Annotated in this window: 18 protein-coding genes and 1 pseudogene; 10 read left to right on the plus strand and 9 right to left on the minus strand. The window is 55.9% G+C overall.

Annotated elements, in window-relative coordinates; genetic code table 11:
- Positions 1–18: 18 nt before the first annotated feature.
- Positions 19–390 (minus strand): type II toxin-antitoxin system VapC family toxin, encoded by a 372-nt coding sequence (locus ACOT1A_RS19045; protein WP_080346796.1) that lies wholly within the window; start codon positions 388–390, stop codon positions 19–21.
- 2 nt (positions 391–392) lie between these two features.
- A complete protein-coding gene (locus ACOT1A_RS19050; protein ID WP_023298920.1) occupies positions 393–635 on the minus strand; it encodes a ribbon-helix-helix protein, CopG family in 243 nt (80 codons plus the stop codon).
- A 199-nt stretch (positions 636–834) separates the two neighbouring features.
- Here ACOT1A_RS19050 and ACOT1A_RS19055 point away from each other — a divergent pair.
- A pseudogene (locus ACOT1A_RS19055) lies at positions 835–1,755 on the plus strand (alpha/beta hydrolase).
- Positions 1,756–1,763: 8 nt separating this feature from the next.
- Here ACOT1A_RS19055 and fabY read toward each other — a convergent pair.
- The 6 genes from fabY to ACOT1A_RS19085 all read right to left on the minus strand — a co-directional run bounded on the left by fabY (position 1,764) and on the right by ACOT1A_RS19085 (position 6,508).
- A complete protein-coding gene (fabY, locus tag ACOT1A_RS19060; RefSeq protein ID WP_022649838.1) occupies positions 1,764–2,705 on the minus strand; it encodes a fatty acid biosynthesis protein FabY in 942 nt (313 codons plus the stop codon).
- Between the two features lie 44 nt (positions 2,706–2,749).
- Complete coding sequence (gene dtd / locus ACOT1A_RS19065; protein ID WP_015569909.1) at positions 2,750–3,187, minus strand: D-aminoacyl-tRNA deacylase; 438 nt, start codon at positions 3,185–3,187, stop codon at positions 2,750–2,752.
- A complete protein-coding gene (locus ACOT1A_RS19070) occupies positions 3,184–4,065 on the minus strand; it encodes a virulence factor BrkB family protein (protein ID WP_023298923.1) in 882 nt (293 codons plus the stop codon). Before ACOT1A_RS19070 ends, dtd begins: the two co-directional genes overlap by 4 nt.
- Complete coding sequence (yihX, locus tag ACOT1A_RS19075) at positions 4,059–4,658, minus strand: glucose-1-phosphatase (protein ID WP_003861947.1); 600 nt, start codon at positions 4,656–4,658, stop codon at positions 4,059–4,061. Before yihX ends, ACOT1A_RS19070 begins: the two co-directional genes overlap by 7 nt.
- 118 nt (positions 4,659–4,776) lie before the next feature.
- Positions 4,777–5,577: a DeoR/GlpR family DNA-binding transcription regulator gene (locus ACOT1A_RS19080; protein WP_022649842.1), complete on the minus strand. Its 801-nt coding sequence runs from the start codon at positions 5,575–5,577 to the stop codon at positions 4,777–4,779.
- A gap of 34 nt (positions 5,578–5,611) precedes the next feature.
- Positions 5,612–6,508 carry a sugar kinase gene (locus tag ACOT1A_RS19085; RefSeq protein ID WP_063201042.1) on the minus strand — a complete coding sequence of 299 codons (897 nt, stop codon included), beginning with the start codon at positions 6,506–6,508 and terminating at the stop codon, positions 5,612–5,614.
- Between the two features lie 155 nt (positions 6,509–6,663).
- Here ACOT1A_RS19085 and yihU point away from each other — a divergent pair, with 155 nt between their 5' ends.
- The 7 genes from yihU to ompL all read left to right on the plus strand — a co-directional run bounded on the left by yihU (position 6,664) and on the right by ompL (position 15,401).
- Positions 6,664–7,554 (plus strand): sulfolactaldehyde 3-reductase, encoded by an 891-nt coding sequence (gene yihU, locus ACOT1A_RS19090; RefSeq protein ID WP_022649844.1) that lies wholly within the window; start codon positions 6,664–6,666, stop codon positions 7,552–7,554.
- A 17-nt stretch (positions 7,555–7,571) separates the two neighbouring features.
- The gene (yihT, locus tag ACOT1A_RS19095; protein ID WP_023298926.1) at positions 7,572–8,447 is read left to right on the plus strand and encodes a sulfofructosephosphate aldolase; all 876 of its coding nucleotides are present in this window, start codon (positions 7,572–7,574) and stop codon (positions 8,445–8,447) included.
- A gap of 14 nt (positions 8,448–8,461) precedes the next feature.
- Positions 8,462–9,703, plus strand: coding sequence for a sulfoquinovose isomerase (gene yihS, locus ACOT1A_RS19100; RefSeq protein WP_063148340.1), 1,242 nt, complete (start codon positions 8,462–8,464; stop codon positions 9,701–9,703).
- Positions 9,704–9,719: 16 nt separating this feature from the next.
- Positions 9,720–11,744, plus strand: a complete 2,025-nt coding sequence (locus tag ACOT1A_RS19105) for an alpha-glucosidase (protein ID WP_276170159.1) — start codon at positions 9,720–9,722, stop codon at positions 11,742–11,744.
- Between the two features lie 45 nt (positions 11,745–11,789).
- The gene (locus ACOT1A_RS19110; protein ID WP_022649848.1) at positions 11,790–13,172 is read left to right on the plus strand and encodes an MFS transporter; all 1,383 of its coding nucleotides are present in this window, start codon (positions 11,790–11,792) and stop codon (positions 13,170–13,172) included.
- A 43-nt stretch (positions 13,173–13,215) separates the two neighbouring features.
- Complete coding sequence (locus ACOT1A_RS19115) at positions 13,216–14,640, plus strand: MFS transporter (protein WP_022649849.1); 1,425 nt, start codon at positions 13,216–13,218, stop codon at positions 14,638–14,640.
- 74 nt (positions 14,641–14,714) lie between these two features.
- Positions 14,715–15,401 carry a porin OmpL gene (ompL, locus tag ACOT1A_RS19120; RefSeq protein ID WP_032626918.1) on the plus strand — a complete coding sequence of 229 codons (687 nt, stop codon included), beginning with the start codon at positions 14,715–14,717 and terminating at the stop codon, positions 15,399–15,401.
- A 79-nt stretch (positions 15,402–15,480) separates the two neighbouring features.
- Here the strand turns inward: ompL and typA are convergent, their stop codons facing one another.
- On the minus strand, positions 15,481–17,304 hold the full coding sequence (typA, locus tag ACOT1A_RS19125) for a ribosome-dependent GTPase TypA (protein ID WP_022649851.1): 1,824 nt from the start codon (positions 17,302–17,304) through the stop codon (positions 15,481–15,483).
- A gap of 377 nt (positions 17,305–17,681) precedes the next feature.
- Here typA and glnA point away from each other — a divergent pair, with 377 nt between their 5' ends.
- Complete coding sequence (gene glnA, locus ACOT1A_RS19130; RefSeq protein ID WP_003861925.1) at positions 17,682–19,091, plus strand: glutamate--ammonia ligase; 1,410 nt, start codon at positions 17,682–17,684, stop codon at positions 19,089–19,091.
- A gap of 167 nt (positions 19,092–19,258) precedes the next feature.
- Entirely contained in the window at positions 19,259–20,308 is a 1,050-nt protein-coding gene (glnL, locus tag ACOT1A_RS19135; RefSeq protein WP_003861923.1) for a nitrogen regulation protein NR(II), read from the plus strand.
- Positions 20,309–20,319 lie beyond the last annotated feature (11 nt).

Consider the following 20,319-nt stretch of genomic DNA (forward strand, 5'->3'; position numbering starts at 1 on the left):
GGCGCACGCTTGCCCGGCCTACAGGTGGTAAGGTGAAACGACCCCAGCAATACCCGAAAAGTCTTTCGTATTGCGCGAAATTAACGGACAGCTTCTGCTCTGAGCAGTAGCCAGAATAATGGCGTCAGGAAGCTTCATCCCGTGCTGTTCGCGAAGTAATACGCTTCTTTCAGCAATTTCCCTTGTTATATCAATAATTTCAAAGGCCTCCATCACGGCTGCCGTTTTTGCTTCTTGACCGTGCCTGCGAGCGCCCACCATTACTTCCATCCATGTGATGAGGCTAATGGCACGATGCGAAGCTGTGCGATCGATCGCATCCGCAGCCTCAACGTGGTTATTAAAAAGATCGATGAGGATATTGGTGTCAAACACAGCCATGTGCTCCATCATTACCACTCCTCACGCAGCTTGCGTTCGTACTCAAGCCCATCTTCCTGCTGATTTCCCCACAGGCCAAGCGCTTCGCGGATAACCGATGAATTCTGCTGGTCGAGATACAGTTCTATGGCTTCCCGCAGCAGTTCGGCGCGCGGCCGGTTGCGCAACTGCTTCAGGTTATCCAGTCGTTGAATCACGTCATCAGACAAATCGATCAGTATTCTGCCCATAGTAAGGTCCGCCAAAAGACTCATATATCACCTTAGTATATCATCTACGGTTAATTTTCAGGCAATATATCCATAATTAAGACATGGTTAAAGAACATTGTTAAGGCAGTCACTGATTTTGCGAGCCGCTTTCCAGGACATTTATATCTTCAAATTCCTCTGTTTTCATCTTTCGTAAACCAGGCTATAAAGCTGTATATAAATACAGCATGAGGACGTAACCATGGCGCTGGAAAAGGGAATTGATAAGCTTGTACAAGATTTTATTGCAGCAGGGCGGCCTTCCTCGCGAAAGCAGAATATAGATGAACGGAGAGCCGGGTATGTTGCCAGCACAGCTCTGGCCGGGGAGACAGAAACTCGTGTCCAGGTTGAAACGCTTGTTCTTGAGGAGATGACCTTTCGGCTATTTTCGCCTGTCAATGCCCCTGAAACGTTACCTTGTGCCCTCTACTATCATGGCGGTTGTTTTGTCAGCGGTGGGTTTGAAACCCATGATAATCAGCTTCGCCAACTGGCGTTTTACGGTAACTGTCGGGTCATTGCGGTTCAGTACAGACTCGCACCCGAGCATACCTTCCCCGCTGCGCATGACGATGCAGAGAGAGCGGCAGATCTTGTCTGGCAAAATGCAGAACAATTAGGTGTGGATAAAAACCGGATTACACTTTGTGGAGACAGTGCGGGAGGGCATCTTGCGCTGGTAACGTCATTGCGGCTTAAGGCCAAAGGGCTCTGGGATCCCGCGCAGCTCATTCTTATCTATCCCATGCTCGACGCTACGGCCAGTCTTGAAAGCTATACCCTCAATGGCATGGATTACGTGATTACTCGCGATACCCTTTTGAGCGGCTATGAAATGTATCTGGCTGGAGCCGACCGTTAGCATCCTGAAGTCAGTCCACTGTGGCGCAACGACTTTAGCGGTCTGCCGAAGGTCCATATTGTTACCGCTGAGTATGATCCGTTACGCGACGAAGGCGAGGCGCTTTATCAGCGCCTCACGGCGCAAGGCGTGAAGTGTACCGCTCAACAATGGCGGGGTGTAATTCACGGCTTCTTCCAGTTGGGTGGAATTAGCCAGTCAGCGCGAGACATTATGCGAGATATTGCCTGGCGCATTAACCATGCCGGGCGAGAGTGAGAAGGAGACTACTCCTCCTCGTTCCCACCCTCTTCATACGCGCCATACGGCTTCGCAGGCAGAACGATATAGGTGCCTTCAAACACCGCGCCTGGCGTTTCATCGCCGAACAGCTCAACCTGCATTTGTACGCGTGCTTTACGCCCACGCGCCAGACGGTCGAGATCGCCGCCCAGTGCACCCAGGTCAGCTACCGCGCTCGGCTTGCCGCTGATCGGCGCGCTGTAGCGGATATGGGCATCGGCCAGAATAATGGTGCCGCCGAGATGACGTTCGCGCAGCATCAGCCAGATCAGTCCCCAGCCGGTGAGCGTGGCGAGTGAAAACAGGCTACCGGCAAACAGGGTATGGTGTGGGTTCTGGTTGCCGGTTTCCGGCATGGTGGTAATAAATTTTTGCCCGGTATATTGCTGAATACGCACGCCCATTTTTTCACTGAGCGGAATGTGCTGATACCACGCCTGCTGGAGCTGCCCGCACCAGTCGGCACGATGGAGAATATCGTCCAGGGTGGCGATGGGTTTGATCATCAAAAAGTGACGAATCGGCGTAGTTTGCGGGGCGGTGATTTCCCCCTGATTCACGAAACCAAGCTTGGCAAAGAACTCAACGGCATCTTCACGGGCGCTACAGGTGACGCGCTTGACCCCTTCCTGACGGGCGACGGATTCCAGCGTCATGGCCATCAGCGTTCCAAGGCCTTTGTCCTGCACGGAGGGGTGAACGGCCATAAAGCGGATTGAAGCTTCGTTGTCGGCATTGATATACAAACGCCCCACGGCAACCAGATTGCCCTCTTCATCAACCACCATCTGGTGGTGCGCCATCGCGTCCCAGGCGTCGCGTTCAGACCCTTTAGGTTGATGCAGTGGCTTGCGCAGCATTTCCCAGCGGAAATGGTAATATACCTCTAACTCTTCTTCCGTTTGCGGTACTCGAAGGTGATACATAGCTGTACTCTCTCTTGTTACCCGCGGCCAGGCCGCCAGTTGGCTCATACCTGGAGCCAGAATGTGACGGGGCCATCGTTCACCAGCGAAACCTGCATATCCGCAGCGAATCGTCCGGTTTGTGTATTCATGTCCTGTTGGCGACAGCGCTCAACAAAGTACTCGTAAAGGGCTTCTGCGCGATCCGGTGCCGCGCCCTTCGAAAAACTCGGCCGCATGCCGCGTTCGGTATCCGCAGCCAGCGTAAACTGGGACACCACCAGCACGCTGCCGCCCGCCTGCTGAACGTTCAGGTTCATCTTGCCTTCCGCATCGCTGAAAATGCGGTAGCCCAGCACGCGCTCACACAAGCGGTTGGCTTTTTGTTCGTCGTCATCCTTTTCGACACCCAGGAGCACCAAAAGTCCTGGGCCGATTTCACCCGTCACCTCATCCGCCACGGTGACGCTGGCACGGGTTACGCGCTGAATCAATGCAATCATGGTTGGTCTGCTTCTTGTTGTTTTTCAGCTTCTGCTGCTTTTTTAAGTTCGCGGTAGACCCCGAGAGTGACAGTTATTTCGGCGCCAAGCAAGACGATGCACCACGTCCAGTAGACCCAGACAAACAAAATGGGGATCACCGCCAGTACGCCGTAAATCAGCTGATAAGAGGGGAACATGGTGATATAAAGCGCGAATCCTTTCTTGCCCAACTCAAAGAGCAACGCCGCGACCAGCGCACCCACCACGGCATCCCGGTTGGGTACGCGCGTAGTTGGCACCACGCTATAAAGCAGCCAGAACGAAAGCCACGATAAAATCAGCGGGAAGATGCGCAGCACGTTATCGATCACGCTGTTTAAATCGCTCGCCCAGCGCAGCGAAAGAAGGTAGGAGCTGATCGCCAGGCTCGCCCCCGCCAGCAAGGGGCCGAGGGTTAAAATCATCCAGTAGACGGCAAAGGAATAGACCTTTGGGCGGACTTTTTTGCTCCGCCAGATAGTGTTGAGCGCACTGTCGATGGAGTACATCAGCAGCAGCGCGGTAACAATAAGCCCACACGCCCCCACCGCCGTCATCTTGCTGGAGTTAGCGACAAACTGTTCAATGTAGTTCTGGATCACATCGCCGGTGGCAGGAATAAAGTTTGCGAAAACAAAATGGCGAAGCTGCATGCTCACATCGGCAAACATCGGAAACGCCGAAAAAAGCGCAAAAATTACCGCCACCAGCGGAACCAGCGAGAGCAAGGACACGTAAGCGAGATTGCCCGCCAGCGTGGTCATGTTGTCCTCATCAATGCGATGCCAGAGGAGTTTCAGCCACGCCCTCAGCGGGCGCGTGTGGTGATTGGCTTTTTGATGAACGGTTTTTAGCATAACTGCTTCGCAAAGTAGTTCGGTATCGTCTCTTTTCCGGTCACCAGAATGGAGGTGATACCTAACTGATTAGCCCCTTCTATATTATCGGCGTTGTCGTCAAAAAAGACCGCATCCGCTGCCGTGAATCCTTCTTCCTGCAATACCGCCTGATAGATGCGCGCCTCAGGTTTACGCATCCCCATCTCCTGGGAGAGATACACTTTATCTGCCGCCGCGTGAATTTCCGGGTATTCATCCGGCCAGAAGGTGGTATGCAGGCGGTTGGTATTAGACAGCACGACAACGCGATGCCCCTGCTCGCGCAGCTTGTGCATGATGTCGATCACTTCGGGGCGGATCGCGACAAATATGGCCTGCCAGCCGTGGGAAAATTGCTCGTAACTTAACGAGAGACCCATTTCCTGACAGAAACGCTCTGCGAACGCTTCGTCGCTGATCTCACCGCGCTCGTGCAAATGGAAAGTCTCACCCATCGCGAAATTCTGCTTTAACGTCGCCAGCGGAACACGGCTAAAATCGCTCCATGCGCCCAGCACCCGGTTAAAATCGATATCGACGATTACATTTCCTAAGTCAAAGATATAAAGCATGTTTATCTCCTTTCGCCGTGGAAAAGTAACTGTAGCGGGAAAGAGAAAGTTTAGCTATGCGCCAGATTCAGCTTAGAGAAAGGAAAGGCCCGAATCGCAATATCGGGCCATAAGACGATCAGCCAGCCTGCTGCTCTTCTCCGGAATTCACTTCGACAACCTCAACCTTGCTGGATTTTAGGTGACTTTGCAGCGCCGGGCCGGGCAGCTCATCGGTGAACAGCGCCGTCACCTGCGCCACGTTGCCAATTTCAACCGCCGCGGAGGCGTGGTATTTCGTATGATCGGCCGCCAGTAAAATGTGACGGGAGTGGGCAATCATGGTTTTCACCACGCTGGCTTCGTTAACGTCAAATTCCATCATCGCGCCGTCGTGCTCTATCGCCCCCACGCTGGTCACGAGGTAGTCCGCCCGGAAGCCAGACACAAACGCCGTTGCCGCAGGCCCGATAATGCCGCCGTTATGCGGGCGCAGCGTACCGCCAGGTACCATCACCTCAAAACGCGGGTTCTTATAAAGAATGTGCGCCACCCGCAGGCTGTTGGTGATGATGCGCAGATGATTATGATTAAGCAGTGCCCGGGCAACGTGCTCCACGGTCGTCCCGATAGTGATAAAGATGGTCGAGCCATCCGGGATATAGTCCGCAATCGCTTCGGCAATCGCCCGTTTCTCTTCGGTAAGCGAAACTTCACGCTGTTCGAACGCCGTATTGACCACGCTGGATGCCCTGCCCGCACCGCCGTGATGACGGGTGATCAGCCCCTGCTCGCTAAGCTTACGGATATCCCGGCGCACGGTTTGCGTCGACACATCCAGCAGCTGCGCCAGTTCATCAATGTTCATATAGCCGCGATCGGCAATCAGCGTCAGCAGCTGATCGTGACGCGGGTTGCCGGTCAGTTCGGTAAGGCTCATGGGCTGTCCTCTGAAAACCATCACGCCCCGCATTTTATACAAAAAGTGACAAAAAAGAGCGGGTTTGATCACAGTCGGGTATACCCGCGCGCCCGCCGGGCTTTGTGCATTTCAGTGCTGCGACGGCGCTGGCAAAACGCACGGCGTCTGCGGCGGGCAATTTCTGCCCCAGGCTGACCGCCAGCGCACCGTGGAACACGTCGCCCGCGCCGGTGGTATCAATGACGTTCACTTCAAAACCAGGCTGATGACATAGCGCGCCGTTTTCCAGCCAGAAACAGCCGTCTCGCCCCTGCGTGACATACACATGTCCATTTGTGAGCATTTGTGCTTTTTTTAATGCGTCTTCTGTTTCATCCAACTGCGTTAAACGCCGCAGTCCCGGCGCAGAGAAGGCCGCGTGATCGCTTAAGGCGATCAGCTCCGCGATATCCTGCGGGGTAACATCCGCATCCAGCAACGTCGGAACGCCCTGCTGACGGGCCAGGGTAAATGCCTGTTTTGCCCCGTCATGCCAGCGCACGTCGGCTAAGACAATGTCCCACTGAGAGAAGTCGATTTCATGCAGCCAGCCTGCCTCGGCGGGCAGATCGGGGCTGGGGTAGTTGGCAATCACTCTTTCCCCACCTGCATCCACCAGCACCGCCGATTGCGACGATCGGGCCCCCTTAACTACGCGCGTATAGCGGGTGTTCACCCCCAGGGATTCCAGCTCCGCAAGCAACCGTCTGCCGGTATCGTCGTCCCCCACCCGACCAATAAAATCCACTTCCGCGCCCAGTTTCGCGGCTGCCACTGCAGCCGTTGCCGCCGGGCCGCCGCCCACTTCCGTGTAGTCTTTTGCGACATATTTCCCACCTTCTTTTGGTAAATCCTCGAGATACCAGATGCGATCCAGCACGGTAATGCCGACACAAACGATGCGAGTCATGGTGATTCCTTCTGCGATTTCTGATGCCTTCATTTTAATTTCACCAAATGTTTAAAAAGTGACCCGTGTCAATTTTTTGACTATAAATTACAAATACGATCAAAAACAGACACCACAAACGCGCAAAAATTGACACGATGTGACAGGAGAGAGGCATGTCAGCAATCGCATTTATCGGCTTAGGACAGATGGGCGCGCCCATGGCGAAGAATCTGTTGAAACAGGGCCACCAGCTTAACGTTTTTGATGTGAACCCGCAGGCGGTTCAGGCGCTGGTAGAGAGCGGCGCCCGGGCGGCGGCAACGCCCGCACAGGCAGCAACGGATGCCGAATTCGTGATCACTATGCTGCCAAACGGCGACCTGGTGCGCAGCGTGCTGTTCGGCGAGCACGGCGTGTGCGAAGGATTATCCCGCGACGCGCTGGTCATTGATATGTCCACCATTCACCCGCTGCAAACCGACGCGCTGATCCGCGACATGGCAGAGCAAGGCTTCAGCCTGATGGACGTGCCCGTCGGGCGCACCTCTGATCATGCCATCGCCGGTACGCTACTCCTGCTGGCAGGCGGCACGGCAGAGCAGGTTGAGCGCGCCACCCCCGTCTTAATGGCGATGGGTAATGAACTGATTAACGCCGGCGGGCCGGGAATGGGCATCCGCGTGAAGCTCATCAATAACTACATGAGCATCGCCCTGAACGCCCTTTCCGCCGAGGCCGCCGTACTGTGCGAAGCGCTTGGCCTCTCCTTTGACGTGGCGCTCAAGGTGATGAGCGGCACACCTGCGGGCAAAGGCCACTTCACCACGTCATGGCCGAACAAGGTGCTGAAAGGGGATCTTTCACCCGCCTTCATGATCGACCTTGCGCATAAGGATCTGGGGATCGCCCTCGACGTGGCCAACCAGCTGCATGTCCCAATGCCGCTGGGCGCGGCTTCCCGCGAAGTTTACAACCAGGCACGCGCCGCCGGGCGCGGGCGCGAAGACTGGACAGCCATTCTTGAACAGGTTCGCGCATCTGCCGGGCTGAAAAAATCACACTGATACGAAAGGACTGAGGAATGACGATGTACACCCTGAAAGATATCACCCGACCTTCCGGCGGTTTTGCGATGCTGGCCGTGGATCAGCGCGAAGCGATGCGCCTGATGTTTGCGGCGGCAGGCGCGCCGGTACCGGTAACCGACCAGCACCTGACCGATTTTAAGGTCAACGCGGCAAAAATTCTGTCGCCGTACGCCTCTGCGATCCTCGTCGACCAGCAGTTCTGCTATCGCCAGATTGTCGAGCAGCGGGCCGTGGCCAAAAGCTGCGCGATGATTGTGGCAGCCGACGAGTTTATTCCGGGGAACGGTATTCCGGTCGACAGCGTGGTGATCGACAAGAGCATTGACGCGCAGGCGGTCAAACGCGACGGCGGCAAGGCGCTGAAGCTGCTGGTGCTGTGGCGCAGCGATGAAGATCCGCAGCAGCGCCTGGAGATGGTGAAAGCGTTCAATACGCTGTGCCACGATAACGGTCTGTTGAGCATTATCGAGCCGGTTGTGCGTCCACCGCGCCGCGGCGCCGCGTTTGACCGCGAGCAGGCGATTATCGATGCGGCCAAAGAGCTGGGCGACAGCGGTGCCGACCTCTACAAAGTGGAAATGCCGCTGTTTGGTAAGGGCACGCAGCAGGAGCTGCTGGCGGCCTCGCAGAAGCTGAACGAGAACATCGCCATGCCGTGGGTGATCCTCTCCTCCGGCGTGGACGATAAGTTATTCCCGCGCGCGGTGAGCGTGGCGATGCAGGCGGGGGCATCGGGCTTTTTAGCCGGTCGCGCCGTCTGGTCCTCTGTGATTGGCCTGCCGGACACCGAGCTGATGCTGCGTGATATTTCCGTACCAAAACTTCAGCGTCTGGGTGAGATCGTCGACGAAATGATGGCTCGCCGTTAAGAAAGGATCCGAACATGAAATGGTTTAATACCCTGAGCCATAACCGCTGGCTCGAACAAGAGACCGACCGCATTCTCGATTTCGGTAAAAACGCCGCCGTACCGACCGGCTTTGGGTGGCTGGGCAATAACGGGCAGGTGCGTAGCGATATGGGCACCCATCTGTGGATCACAGCCCGCATGCTGCACGTGTACGCGGTGGCGGCGAACATGGGCCGTCCCGGTGCGTATGCGCTGGTTGAGCACGGCATTAATGCCCTGAACGGTCCGCTGCGCGACAAACAGCACGGCGGCTGGTACGCCTGCGTAAACGATGAAGGCGTAATTGATGCCTCCAAGCAGGGCTATCAGCATTTCTTCGTCCTGCTGGGCGCGGCGAGCGCCGTCACCACTGGCCATCCGCAGGCACGCAAGTTGCTGGACGACGCCATCGAGGTGATTGAGCGCTACTTCTGGAGCGAACAGGAGCAGATGTGCCTGGAGTCCTGGGACGAAGCCTTCAGCAAAACGGAAGATTACCGCGGCGGTAACGCCAACATGCACGCCGTGGAAGCCTTCCTGATCGTTTATGACGTGACCCACGACCGCAAATGGCTCGACCGCGCCCTGCGCATCGCCTCGGTGATTATTCACGACGTGGCGCGCAAAGGGGAGTACCGCGTTAACGAGCATTTCGACACCAACTGGAACCCGATCCGCGACTACAACATCGATAACCCCGCCCACCGCTTTCGCGCCTACGGCGGCACGCCGGGGCACTGGATTGAGTGGGGTCGCCTGATGCTGCACCTGCGCGCCGCCCTGGAAGCGCGCTGTGAAACCCCGCCGGAATGGCTGCTGGAAGATGCGAAAGGCCTGTTCCACGCCACTATCCGCGACGCCTGGGCACCCGACGGGGCCGATGGATTTGTCTACTCCGTAGGCTGGGACGGCAAGCCAATCGTCCGCGAACGCGTGCGCTGGCCAATCGTCGAAGCGATGGGTACGGCTTACGCGCTCTACACCGTCACCGGTGAGGCGCAGTACGAAGCCTGGTATCAGAAGTGGTGGGATTACTGCATCAAGTACCTGATGGATTACGAAAACGGTTCATGGTGGCAGGAGCTGGACACCAATAACGAAGTGACCACCAAAGTCTGGGACGGCAAGCAGGATATTTACCATCTGCTGCACTGCCTGGTGATCCCCCGCCTGCCGCTGGCGCCGGGCTTAGCGCCTGCCGTAGCCGCCGGATTACTGGATAGCCTGGCCAAATAATAAAGACGGAGTTTTTATGCGTACCCTACACAATATTGACCTGAAAAATAACGAAAGTGGTTTTACCCTGCGCTGGCAGGACCGTCTGATTTTATCCCACTCTGCGGATGCCCCCTGCCTGTGGATCGGTGCAGGCGAAGCGGATATCGAGATGTTTCGCGGCAACTTCAGCATCAAAGACAAGCTCAACGAAAAGATTGCCCTGACGAACGCGACCGTTACGCAGCAAAGCGCGGGCTGGGCAATCCGCTTTACCCGCGGCGACGCGGTGAGCGCGACACTGCTGGTGGGCGTAGATGCTGAAGGCCGTCTGGAGCTGAAGCTGAAAAATGACGCCGCCAGCCATAACCGCATCTGGCTGCGGCTGGCAGCTCAGCCTGACGATCATATTTACGGCTGCGGCGAGCAGTTCTCGTATTTCGATCTGCGCGGCAAGCCGTTTCCGCTGTGGACCAGCGAGCAGGGCGTGGGCCGCAATAAGCAGACCTATGTCACCTGGCAGGCCGACTGCAAAGAGAACGCGGGCGGCGATTACTACTGGACCTTCTTCCCGCAGCCTACCTTCGTGAGCACCCAGAAGTACTACTGCCACGTGGATAACAGCTGTTATATGAACTTCGACTTCAGCGCGCCGGACTTCCACGAGCTGGCGTTCTGGGAAGATAACGCCACGCTGCGCTTCGAATGCGCAGAAACCTACGTCGATCTGCTGGAAAAACTGACCGGCCTGCTGGGGCGTCAGCCTGAACTGCCGGACTGGGTTTACGACGGCGTGACGCTGGGTATTCAGGGTGGCACCGAGGTGTGTCAGCAGAAGCTCGACGCCATGCGCGAGGGCGGCGTGAAAGTGAACGGCATCTGGGCGCAGGACTGGTCCGGCATCCGGATGACCTCCTTCGGCAAACGCGTGATGTGGAACTGGAAGTGGAACAGCGCGCTCTATCCGCAGCTTGATGAGCGGATTGCGCAGTGGAAACAGGAAGGCGTGCAGTTCCTCTCCTATATCAACCCGTACGTCGCCAGCGATAAAGATCTCTGCGAAGAGGCGGCGAAACGCGGCTATCTGACCAAAGATGTCGATGGCGAGGATTACCACGTTGAGTTCGGCGAATTCTACGCGGGCGTTATCGACCTGACCAACCCGGCAGCCTACGGCTGGTACAAAGAGGTCATCAAAAAGAACCTGATCGAACTGGGCTGCGGCGGCTGGATGGCCGATTTCGGGGAATATCTGCCGACCGATACCTTCCTGCACAACGGCGTTAGCGCGGAGATCATGCATAACGCCTGGCCTGCCCTGTGGGCGAAATGTAACTACGAAGCACTGGAGGAGACCGGCAAGCTCGGGGAGATCCTGTTCTTCATGCGCGCGGGCTACACCGGCAGCCAGAAGCACTCGGTGATGATGTGGGCGGGGGATCAGAACGTCGACTGGAGCCTGGACGACGGTCTGGCGTCCGTCGTACCGGCGGCGCTGTCTCTGGCGATGACCGGGCACGGGTTGCACCACAGCGACATTGGCGGCTATACGACGCTGTTCGAGATGAAGCGCAGCAAAGAGCTGCTGCTGCGCTGGTGCGATTTCAGCGCCTTTACGCCGATGATGCGTACCCACGAGGGCAATCGCCCTGGCGACAACTGGCAGTTCGACGGCGACGCGGAAACGATAGCCCACTTCGCGCGCATGACCACCGTGTTCACCACTCTGAAGCCGTACATCAAAGCTGCGGTTGCGCAGAACGCGAAAAGCGGTCTGCCGGTGATGCGTCCGCTGTTCCTGCACTACGAAGACGACGCGCGCGCCTACACGCTGAAATACCAGTACCTGTTTGGCCGCGATCTGCTGGTGGCCCCGGTTCATGAAGAGGGACGCCGCGACTGGTCGCTCTATCTGCCGCAGGACAGCTGGGTCAATGCGTGGACGGGGGAAACCTGCCAGGGCGGTGACGTGACCGTTGATGCCCCGCTCGGCAAACCGCCGGTCTTCTATCGCCAGCAAAGCGAATGGGCAGATCTGTTTAGCACCTTACGTCATATCTGATAAGGCTCGCCCGCGGGGAAACCTGCGGGCAGACGGAGAACAATAATGAGTCAACATACTTCTGACCCGGCAACCCTGCGCCTGCCGTTTAAAGAAAAACTCGCCTACGGGATGGGCGATCTCGGCTCTAACATCCTGCTGGATATCGGCACGCTGTATCTGCTGAAGTTCTACACCGACGTGCTGGGACTGCCCGGTACCTACGGGGGGATTATCTTCCTGATTGCGAAGTTTTTTACCGCCTTCACCGATATGGGCACCGGGATCATGCTCGACTCCCGGCGCAAGATTGGCCCGAAAGGGAAATTCCGCCCGTTCGTGCTGTATGCAGCCTTCCCTGTGACGCTGCTGGCGATTGCCAACTTCGTCGGCACACCGTTTGAGATGACCGGCAAAACGGTGATGGCAACGGTGCTGTTCATGCTGTACGGCCTGTTCTTCAGCATGATGAACTGCTCTTACGGCGCGATGGTGCCCGCCATTACCAAAAACCCGGACGAGCGAGCCTCGCTGGCGGCCTGGCGTCAGGGCGGCGCCACGCTCGGCCTGCTGCTCTGTACGGTGGGCTTTGTACCGGTGATGAACCTCATTGAGGGCAATGACCAGCTTGGCTACATCTTTGCCGCCACCCTCTTCTCGCTGTTCGGGTTGTTCTTTATGTGGTGGTGCTATAAGGGCGTAACCGAGCGTTACGTCGAGACGCAGCCTGCTAACCCGGCGCAGAAACCGGGGCTGTTGCAGTCGTTTCGCGCCATCGCCGGGAACCGTCCGCTGTTTATCCTGTGCATCGCTAACCTGTGCACGCTGGGTGCCTTTAACGTCAAACTCGCCATTCAGGTCTACTACACGCAGTACGTGCTGAACGACCCGATCCTGCTGTCGTACATGGGCTTCTTCAGCATGGGCTGTATTTTTATCGGCGTCTTTATGATGCCTGGCGCGGTGCGGCGCTTTGGTAAGAAAAAGGTCTATATCAGCGGGCTGGCAATTTGGGTGGCAGGCGATCTGCTTAACTACTTCTTCGGCGGCGGCTCGGTGAGCTTTGTGGCGTTCTCCTGCCTGGCGTTTTTCGGTTCCGCGTTCGTGAACAGCCTGAACTGGGCGCTGGTCTCCGATACCGTGGAGTACGGCGAGTGGCGCACCGGCGTACGCTCCGAGGGGACGGTCTATACCGGCTTTACCTTCTTCCGCAAGGTATCGCAGGCGCTGGCGGGCTTCTTCCCGGGGATCATGCTTACGCAGATTGGCTATGTGCCCAACGTGGTGCAATCCGCCGGCACGGTTGAAGGGCTGCGGCAGCTGATATTTATCTACCCGAGCCTGCTGGCGGTCATCACCATCGTGGCGATGGGCTGCTTCTACAACCTCAACGAGAAGATGTATGTGCGCATCGTGGAAGAAATTGAGCTGCGCAAACGTACGGCATAAATGACGTGATTGAGCGCCCTGCGGGGCGCTTTGAGGATCGACCATGACACACAATACTGATCCGTTAACCCTGAAATTGAGCCTGCGAGAGAAGTGCGCCTACGGGATGGGCGATTTTGGCTCGAACCTGATGCTGTGTATTGGCACGCTGTATCTGCTGAAGTTTTACACGGACGAGCTGGGCATGCCCGCATTCTACGGCGGCATCATTTTTCTGGTCGCCAAGTTCTTTACCGCGTTTACCGACATGCTGACCGGGGTGCTGCTGGACTCCCGGCGTAATATCGGCGCGCGGGGGAAATTCCGGCCATTCATTCTCTACGCCTCCGTCCCGGTGGCGCTGGTGGCCACGGCGCAGTTTATGGCCAACGACTTTAGCCTGACGGTGAAAACGGCCCTCGCCACCGTGCTCTTCATGATGTTTGGCCTCTGCTACAGCCTGATGAACTGCGCCTACGGTGCAATGGTTCCGGCCATCACCAAAAACCCGAACGAGCGCGCGCAGCTTGCGGCGTGGCGTCAGGGCGGCGCAACGGTAGGACTGTTGCTCTGCACCGTCGGCTTTATGCCGATTCAGGCGCTGTTCGTCAGCCAGCCCTCACTCGGCTATCTGGTGGCCGCGCTGGTGTTCGTCACCGGGGGGCTGTTCTGCATGTGGTGGTGCTACAGCGGGGTGAAAGAGCGCTACGTCGAGCTTACGCCCGATCACCATAAGCCCGGCATTCTGAAATCATTCTGCGCAATTTTCCGCAATCCGCCGCTGCTGGTGCTGTGCATCGCCAACCTCTGTACCCTCGCCGCGTTTAACATCAAGCTGGCGATTCAGGTCTATTACACCCAGTATGTGCTGAACGATCTGCATCTCCTGTCGTGGATGGGCTTTTTCAGCATGGGCTGCATTCTGATTGGCGTGTTTCTGGTGCCCGGTGCGGTAAAGCGCTTTGGCAAGAAACCGGTCTATCTGGGCGGGCTGGCGCTGTGGGCGGTGGGCGACGTGCTGAATTTCTTCTGGGGGACCAGCTCCCTGCTGTTTGTGCTCTTTTCCTGCATGGCCTTCTTCGGCACGGCGTTTGTGAACAGCCTGAACTGGGCGCTGGTGCCGGATACGGTTGATTACGGCGAGTGGAAAACCGGGATTCGCGCCGAAGGGTCGGTGTATACCGGCTATACCTTCTCGCGCAAAATCTCCGCGGCGCTCGCCGGTTTTCTGCCCGGTATCATGCTGACCCAGATTGGCTACGTTCCCCATGCCGTGCAGAGCGCGGGCACGCTGCTGGGTTTGCGTCAGCTGATTTTCCTCTGGCCGTGCGGCCTGGCGATCGTTGCTGCCGTGACCATGGGGCTGTTTTATAAACTCAACGAAGCGCGCTTCGCCTTTATTATCGAGGAGATTGGAAAACGGAAAAAACAGACAGCAAATACCCCTGAGATAACCACCAACAATAAAGCGTCAGCAGTCACTTTATAACTATAAATCCGGCCAATATGTCCTTCCTGTTAATCAGGAGGGAGGCCTTTCTGTACCTGATACATGGACAAATTATGAATAGAATCATCACCGTACTGATCGTGTCGTCTGTGTCCTGCCCGGTTTTTGCCGGGGCCTATGTCGAAACGCGCGAAGCGTACAATACGGCCTCTGAGCTGCACGAGGTGATCCTGCGTGCGGGCTATAACTTCGATATGGGCGCGGGGCTGATGTTCACCAACGCTTATAACGTGGGGAAATGGGACGAACTGAAGCACAGCTATAACGAAATCGAGGGTTGGTATCCGCTCTTCAAACCGACCGACAAACTCACCTTCCAGCCCGGCGGCTTGATCAATGACAGCAGCGCAGGATCGGGTGGAGCACTCTATTTAGATACTAACTATAAATTTACGGACTGGTTCAATCTGACGTTCCGCTATCGCTATAACCATAACAATTACGATACGCCGGACTATAACGGGCAGATGGATAAAAACGACACGCACGAATTCGCCAACTACTGGAATTTCAAAGTGACGGATGCGTTTTTCTACACCTTTGAGCCGCACTTTTTCCAGCGGGTGAATGATTACCACAGCAAAAATGGCAAAGATCATCACTGGGAAATTACCAACAAGTTCAGCTATAAAATCGACAGAAACTGGCTGCCGTATCTTGAGCTACAGTGGCTGGACCGATGGAATGATTACAACCGCGAGCAGTACCGGATTCGGTTAGGGTTACGTTATTCCTTCTAATAAAAAAGCCGCTGATCGCTCAGCGGCTTTTCGTTGCCAGGTGGCGCTTACGCTTTACCCGGCCTACGGCATAACCGAATTACTCTTCTTTCGCACCGCGCATAGCACGTTTACGATCGTTCTCGGTCAGGTGACGTTTACGGATACGAATTGACTGAGGCGTCACTTCTACCAGTTCGTCATCATCGATGAATTCCAGAGCCTGCTCCAGCGTCATCTTGATCGGTGGAACCAGAACCGTCGCTTCGTCAGTACCGGACGCACGCATGTTGGTCAGTTTCTTACCGGTCAGGCAGTTTACCGTCAGGTCGTTAGAACGGCTGTGAATACCGATGATCTGGCCTTCGTAAACTTCAGCACCGTGACCCAGGAACAGCTTACCGCGATCCTGCAGACCGAACAGCGCAAACGCAACCGCTTTACCCTGACCGTTGGAGATCAGTACGCCGTTGTTACGCTGGCCCACTTCGCCCGGACGGATGTCGTCATAGTGGCTGAAGGTGGAGTACAGCAGGCCGGTACCGGAGGTCATGGTCATGAACTCAGAACGGAAGCCGATCAGGCCACGGCTTGGGATCACGTAGTCGAGACGTACGCGGCCTTTGCCATCTGGATTCATGTTTTTCAGGTCGCCTTTACGCTCACCCAGTGCCTGCATGACAGAACCCTGATGCTGCTCTTCAACGTCCAGCGTTACGTTTTCGAATGGCTCTTGTTTACGGCCATCGATTTCGCGGAAGATAACTTTCGGACGGGATACCGCCATCTCGAAACCTTCACGACGCATGTTCTCAATCAGAACAGACAGGTGCAGCTCACCACGACCGGAAACGCGGAATGCATCAGCGTCTTCGGTTTCTTCAACGCGCAGCGCAACGTTGTGCACCAGCTCTTTGTTCAGGCGGTCAAGGATCTGACGAGAGGTAACGAACTTACCTTCTTTACCACAGAACGGAGAGGTGTTGACGTTGAAGAACATGGATACGGTTGGTTCATCAACGGACAGGGCTGGCAGCGCTTCGACGTTCTGCGGATCGCAGATGGTGTCGGAGATGTTCAGTTCACCCAGACCGGTAATAGCGATGATGTCGCCCGCTTCAGCGATGTCGCTCTCGATACGCTCAAGACCCAGGTGAGTCAGAACTTTACCGACTTTACCGTTACGGGTTTTGCCTTCGCTATCGATGATAGTGACCTGCTGGTTAGGTTTCACTTTACCGCGCTTGATACGACCAATGCCGATTACGCCAACATAGTTGTTGTAGTCGAGCTGGGAGATCTGCATTTGCAGGGTGCCTTCCAGGTCAACGTTTGGCGCAGGAACGCGGTCAACAATCGTCTGGTACAGCGGAGTCATGTCTTCCGCCATGTCTTCGTGATCCAGACCGGCGATACCGTTCAGCGCAGACGCATAAACGATAGGGAAGTCCAGCTGTTCGTCAGTCGCGTCGAGGTTAACGAACAGGTCGAAGACCTGGTCAACAACCCAGTCAGGACGCGCGCCAGGACGGTCAACCTTGTTGATCACAACGATAGGTTTCAGGCCGTGGGCAAATGCTTTTTTGGTCACGAAGCGCGTTTGCGGCATAGGGCCATCAAATGCGTCAACCACCAGCAGCACGGAATCCACCATGGACATCACGCGCTCAACTTCACCACCGAAGTCGGCGTGCCCTGGGGTATCAACGATGTTGATACGGTAGTCATTCCATTTGATAGCGGTGTTTTTGGCGAGGATGGTAATCCCACGCTCTTTCTCCAAATCGTTGGAGTCCATCACACGCTCTTGAGTTTCGGCACGAGCATCAAACGTACCGGACTGCTGTAGCAGCTTGTCAACCAGGGTAGTTTTACCATGGTCGACGTGCGCGATGATGGCGATATTACGCAATTTTTCGATCACAACTTTGCCTCAGGCATTTAGAAATAGCGCGTTATTGTACACGGATTAATCGCACTACAAAACAGGATCACAAACATCCCCCGCAAACAAGTATTGCAGAGATGCTTTGTGATCGCTTTCACGGAGCGGTAAAAGGGCACTTTAACGTAAATTGCACCAATATGGTGCTCAATGTTCACACTGAAGCACTATAATGGTGCAACGAATCCAATGTGGTGCAGCCCTTCTGCACTATGGTGCGCATGATAACGCCTTTTTGGGGTGTTTTAAAAGTTGGCACAGATTTCGCTTTACAGAAATACAGTAAAAATATGGCAGCCCAGCCGATTTGAAGACCTCGTTACCACGACGACAATGACCAATCTGGAGAGTTAAGTATGTCCGCTGAACACGTTTTGACGATGCTGAACGAACATGAAGTGAAGTTTGTTGATCTGCGCTTCACCGATACCAAAGGTAAAGAACAGCACGTCACGATCCCTGCTCATCAGGTGAACGCCGAATTCTTTGAAGAAGGCAAAATGTTTGACGGCTCCTCCATTGGCGGCTGGAAAGGCATTAACGAATCCGACATGGTTCTGATGCCAGATGCAACCACTGCGCTCATTGACCCGTTCTACGAAGAACCTACGCTGATCATCCGCTGCGATATCCTGGAACCTGGCACGCTGCAAGGCTATGACCGTGACCCACGCTCCATCGCAAAACGCGCTGAAGAGTACCTGCGTTCTACCGGTATTGCAGACACCGTTCTGTTCGGTCCAGAGCCAGAGTTCTTCCTGTTCGACGACATCCGTTTTGGTGCTTCCATTTCTGGCTCCCACGTCGCTATCGATGACATCGAAGGCGCATGGAACTCTTCCACCAAGTACGAAGGTGGTAACAAAGGTCACCGTCCGGGCGTGAAAGGCGGTTACTTCCCGGTTCCTCCGGTCGATTCTTCACAGGACATCCGTTCTACCATGTGTCTGATCATGGAAGAGATGGGCCTGGTTGTTGAAGCGCACCACCACGAAGTGGCAACGGCTGGCCAGAACGAGATCGCTACCCGCTTCAACACCATGACCAAAAAAGCGGATGAGATTCAGATCTACAAATACGTTGTACACAACGTTGCGCACCGTTTCGGTAAAACCGCGACCTTCATGCCAAAACCCATGTTTGGCGACAACGGTTCCGGCATGCACTGCCACATGTCCCTGTCCAAGAACGGCACTAACCTGTTCTCTGGCGACAAGTACGCGGGTCTGTCCGAGCAGGCGCTGCACTACATCGGTGGTGTTATCAAACACGCTAAAGCGATCAACGCCCTGGCGAACCCAACCACTAACTCCTACAAGCGTCTGGTCCCTGGCTACGAAGCACCAGTAATGCTGGCGTACTCTGCCCGTAACCGTTCTGCTTCTATCCGTATCCCGGTGGTTGCGTCTCCGAAAGCGCGTCGTATCGAAGTGCGCTTCCCGGACCCGGCGGCTAACCCATACCTGTGCTTCGCAGCACTGCTGATGGCCGGTCTGGACGGTATCAAGAACAAGATCCACCCGGGCGAAGCCATGGACAAAAACCTGTACGACCTGCCGCCAGAAGAAGCGAAAGAGATCCCACAGGTTGCCGGCTCTCTGGAAGAAGCCCTCCAGGCGCTGGACGCAGACCGCGAGTTCCTGACCGCTGGCGGCGTGTTCACCGATGAAGCTATCGACGCTTACATCGCGCTGCGTACCGAAGAAAACGACCGCGTTCGCATGACGCCGCACCCGGTTGAGTTCGAACTGTACTACAGCGTTTAATTGATTTGTTTTACCCGGCGCATACGCGTCGGGAGTCGTTGCCGTGGAAACTTTAGCCCATCTTCGGATGGGCTTTTTTCTCCACCAACAACCTGATCTCACGCGCTTTTTACCTCTAAAACGCTATACTGCACTAAAATAGTGCAACGACTCCAGGAGACTGCTGAATGGCAACTGGCACGCTGCCCGATGCTGGGCAGATCCTCAATTCTTTAATTAACAGTATTTTGCTGGTCGACGACGAGCTGGCGGTGCATTACGCCAACCCGGCGGCGCAGCAGCTGCTCGCCCAAAGCGCCCGTAAACTATTTGGCACGCCGCTGCCAGAACTGCTGAGCTATTTCTCGCTGAATATTGGCCTGATGCAGGAGAGTTTACAGGCGGGTCAGGGCTTCACCGATAACGAAGTGACGCTGGTGATTGACGGACGCTCGCATATTTTGTCCCTCACCGCACAGCGTCTGCCAGATGGCATGATTCTGCTGGAAATGGCGCCGATGGATAACCAGCGTCGTCTCAGCCAGGAGCAGCTTCAGCATGCGCAGCAGATTGCGGCGCGCGACCTGGTGCGCGGGCTGGCCCATGAGATCAAAAACCCGCTGGGCGGCTTACGCGGCGCGGCACAGCTTCTGACCAAAGCGCTGCCTGACCCTGCCCTGGCGGAGTATACCAACGTCATTATTGAGCAGGCGGACCGTCTGCGTAATCTGGTCGATCGCCTGCTCGGGCCGCAGCAGCCAGGGATGCACGTTTCAGAAAGCATTCACAAGGTCGCGGAGCGGGTGGTGAAACTCGTCTCGATGGAGCTGCCGGATAACGTCACGCTGGTGCGTGACTATGACCCAAGCCTGCCGGAGCTGGCGCACGATCCGGACCAGATTGAACAGGTGCTGTTGAACATTGTGCGTAACGCGTTGCAGGCGCTGGGCCCTGAGGGTGGCGAAATTATTCTGCGTACCCGCACCGCGTTCCAGCTGACGCTGCACGGCGTACGTTATCGTCTGGCAGCACGTATTGATGTGGAAGATAACGGACCGGGGATCCCGCCGCATCTCCAGGACACCCTGTTCTACCCGATGGTCAGCGGTCGCGAAGGCGGCACCGGGCTGGGGTTATCCATAGCCCGAAATTTGATTGACCAACACTCCGGCAAAATTGAATTTACCAGTTGGCCGGGACATACCGAGTTTTCGGTTTTCCTGCCGATTAAAAAATAAAGGTGACGTTT

This window comes from Enterobacter cloacae complex sp. SYL003 (assembly GCF_049236925.1).
Lineage (GTDB): Bacteria > Pseudomonadota > Gammaproteobacteria > Enterobacterales > Enterobacteriaceae > Enterobacter > Enterobacter intestinihominis.

Coding starts and splice junctions, on each gene's coding strand:
- yihT (WP_023298926.1), top strand. CDS start 7,572: ATGACGATGTACACCCTGAAAGATATCACCCGACCTTCCGGCGGTTTT.
- dtd (WP_015569909.1), bottom strand. CDS start 3,187: ATGATTGCATTGATTCAGCGCGTAACCCGTGCCAGCGTCACCGTGGCG.
- glnA (WP_003861925.1), top strand. CDS start 17,682: ATGTCCGCTGAACACGTTTTGACGATGCTGAACGAACATGAAGTGAAG.
- ompL (WP_032626918.1), top strand. CDS start 14,715: ATGAATAGAATCATCACCGTACTGATCGTGTCGTCTGTGTCCTGCCCG.
- ACOT1A_RS19050 (WP_023298920.1), bottom strand. CDS start 635: ATGAGTCTTTTGGCGGACCTTACTATGGGCAGAATACTGATCGATTTG.
- yihU (WP_022649844.1), top strand. CDS start 6,664: ATGTCAGCAATCGCATTTATCGGCTTAGGACAGATGGGCGCGCCCATG.
- ACOT1A_RS19070 (WP_023298923.1), bottom strand. CDS start 4,065: ATGCTAAAAACCGTTCATCAAAAAGCCAATCACCACACGCGCCCGCTG.
- yihS (WP_063148340.1), top strand. CDS start 8,462: ATGAAATGGTTTAATACCCTGAGCCATAACCGCTGGCTCGAACAAGAG.
- fabY (WP_022649838.1), bottom strand. CDS start 2,705: ATGTATCACCTTCGAGTACCGCAAACGGAAGAAGAGTTAGAGGTATAT.
- ACOT1A_RS19115 (WP_022649849.1), top strand. CDS start 13,216: ATGACACACAATACTGATCCGTTAACCCTGAAATTGAGCCTGCGAGAG.
- glnL (WP_003861923.1), top strand. CDS start 19,259: ATGGCAACTGGCACGCTGCCCGATGCTGGGCAGATCCTCAATTCTTTA.
- ACOT1A_RS19080 (WP_022649842.1), bottom strand. CDS start 5,577: ATGAGCCTTACCGAACTGACCGGCAACCCGCGTCACGATCAGCTGCTG.
- ACOT1A_RS19085 (WP_063201042.1), bottom strand. CDS start 6,508: ATGACTCGCATCGTTTGTGTCGGCATTACCGTGCTGGATCGCATCTGG.
- yihX (WP_003861947.1), bottom strand. CDS start 4,658: ATGCTTTATATCTTTGACTTAGGAAATGTAATCGTCGATATCGATTTT.
- ACOT1A_RS19105 (WP_276170159.1), top strand. CDS start 9,720: ATGCGTACCCTACACAATATTGACCTGAAAAATAACGAAAGTGGTTTT.
- ACOT1A_RS19045 (WP_080346796.1), bottom strand. CDS start 390: ATGGAGCACATGGCTGTGTTTGACACCAATATCCTCATCGATCTTTTT.
- ACOT1A_RS19110 (WP_022649848.1), top strand. CDS start 11,790: ATGAGTCAACATACTTCTGACCCGGCAACCCTGCGCCTGCCGTTTAAA.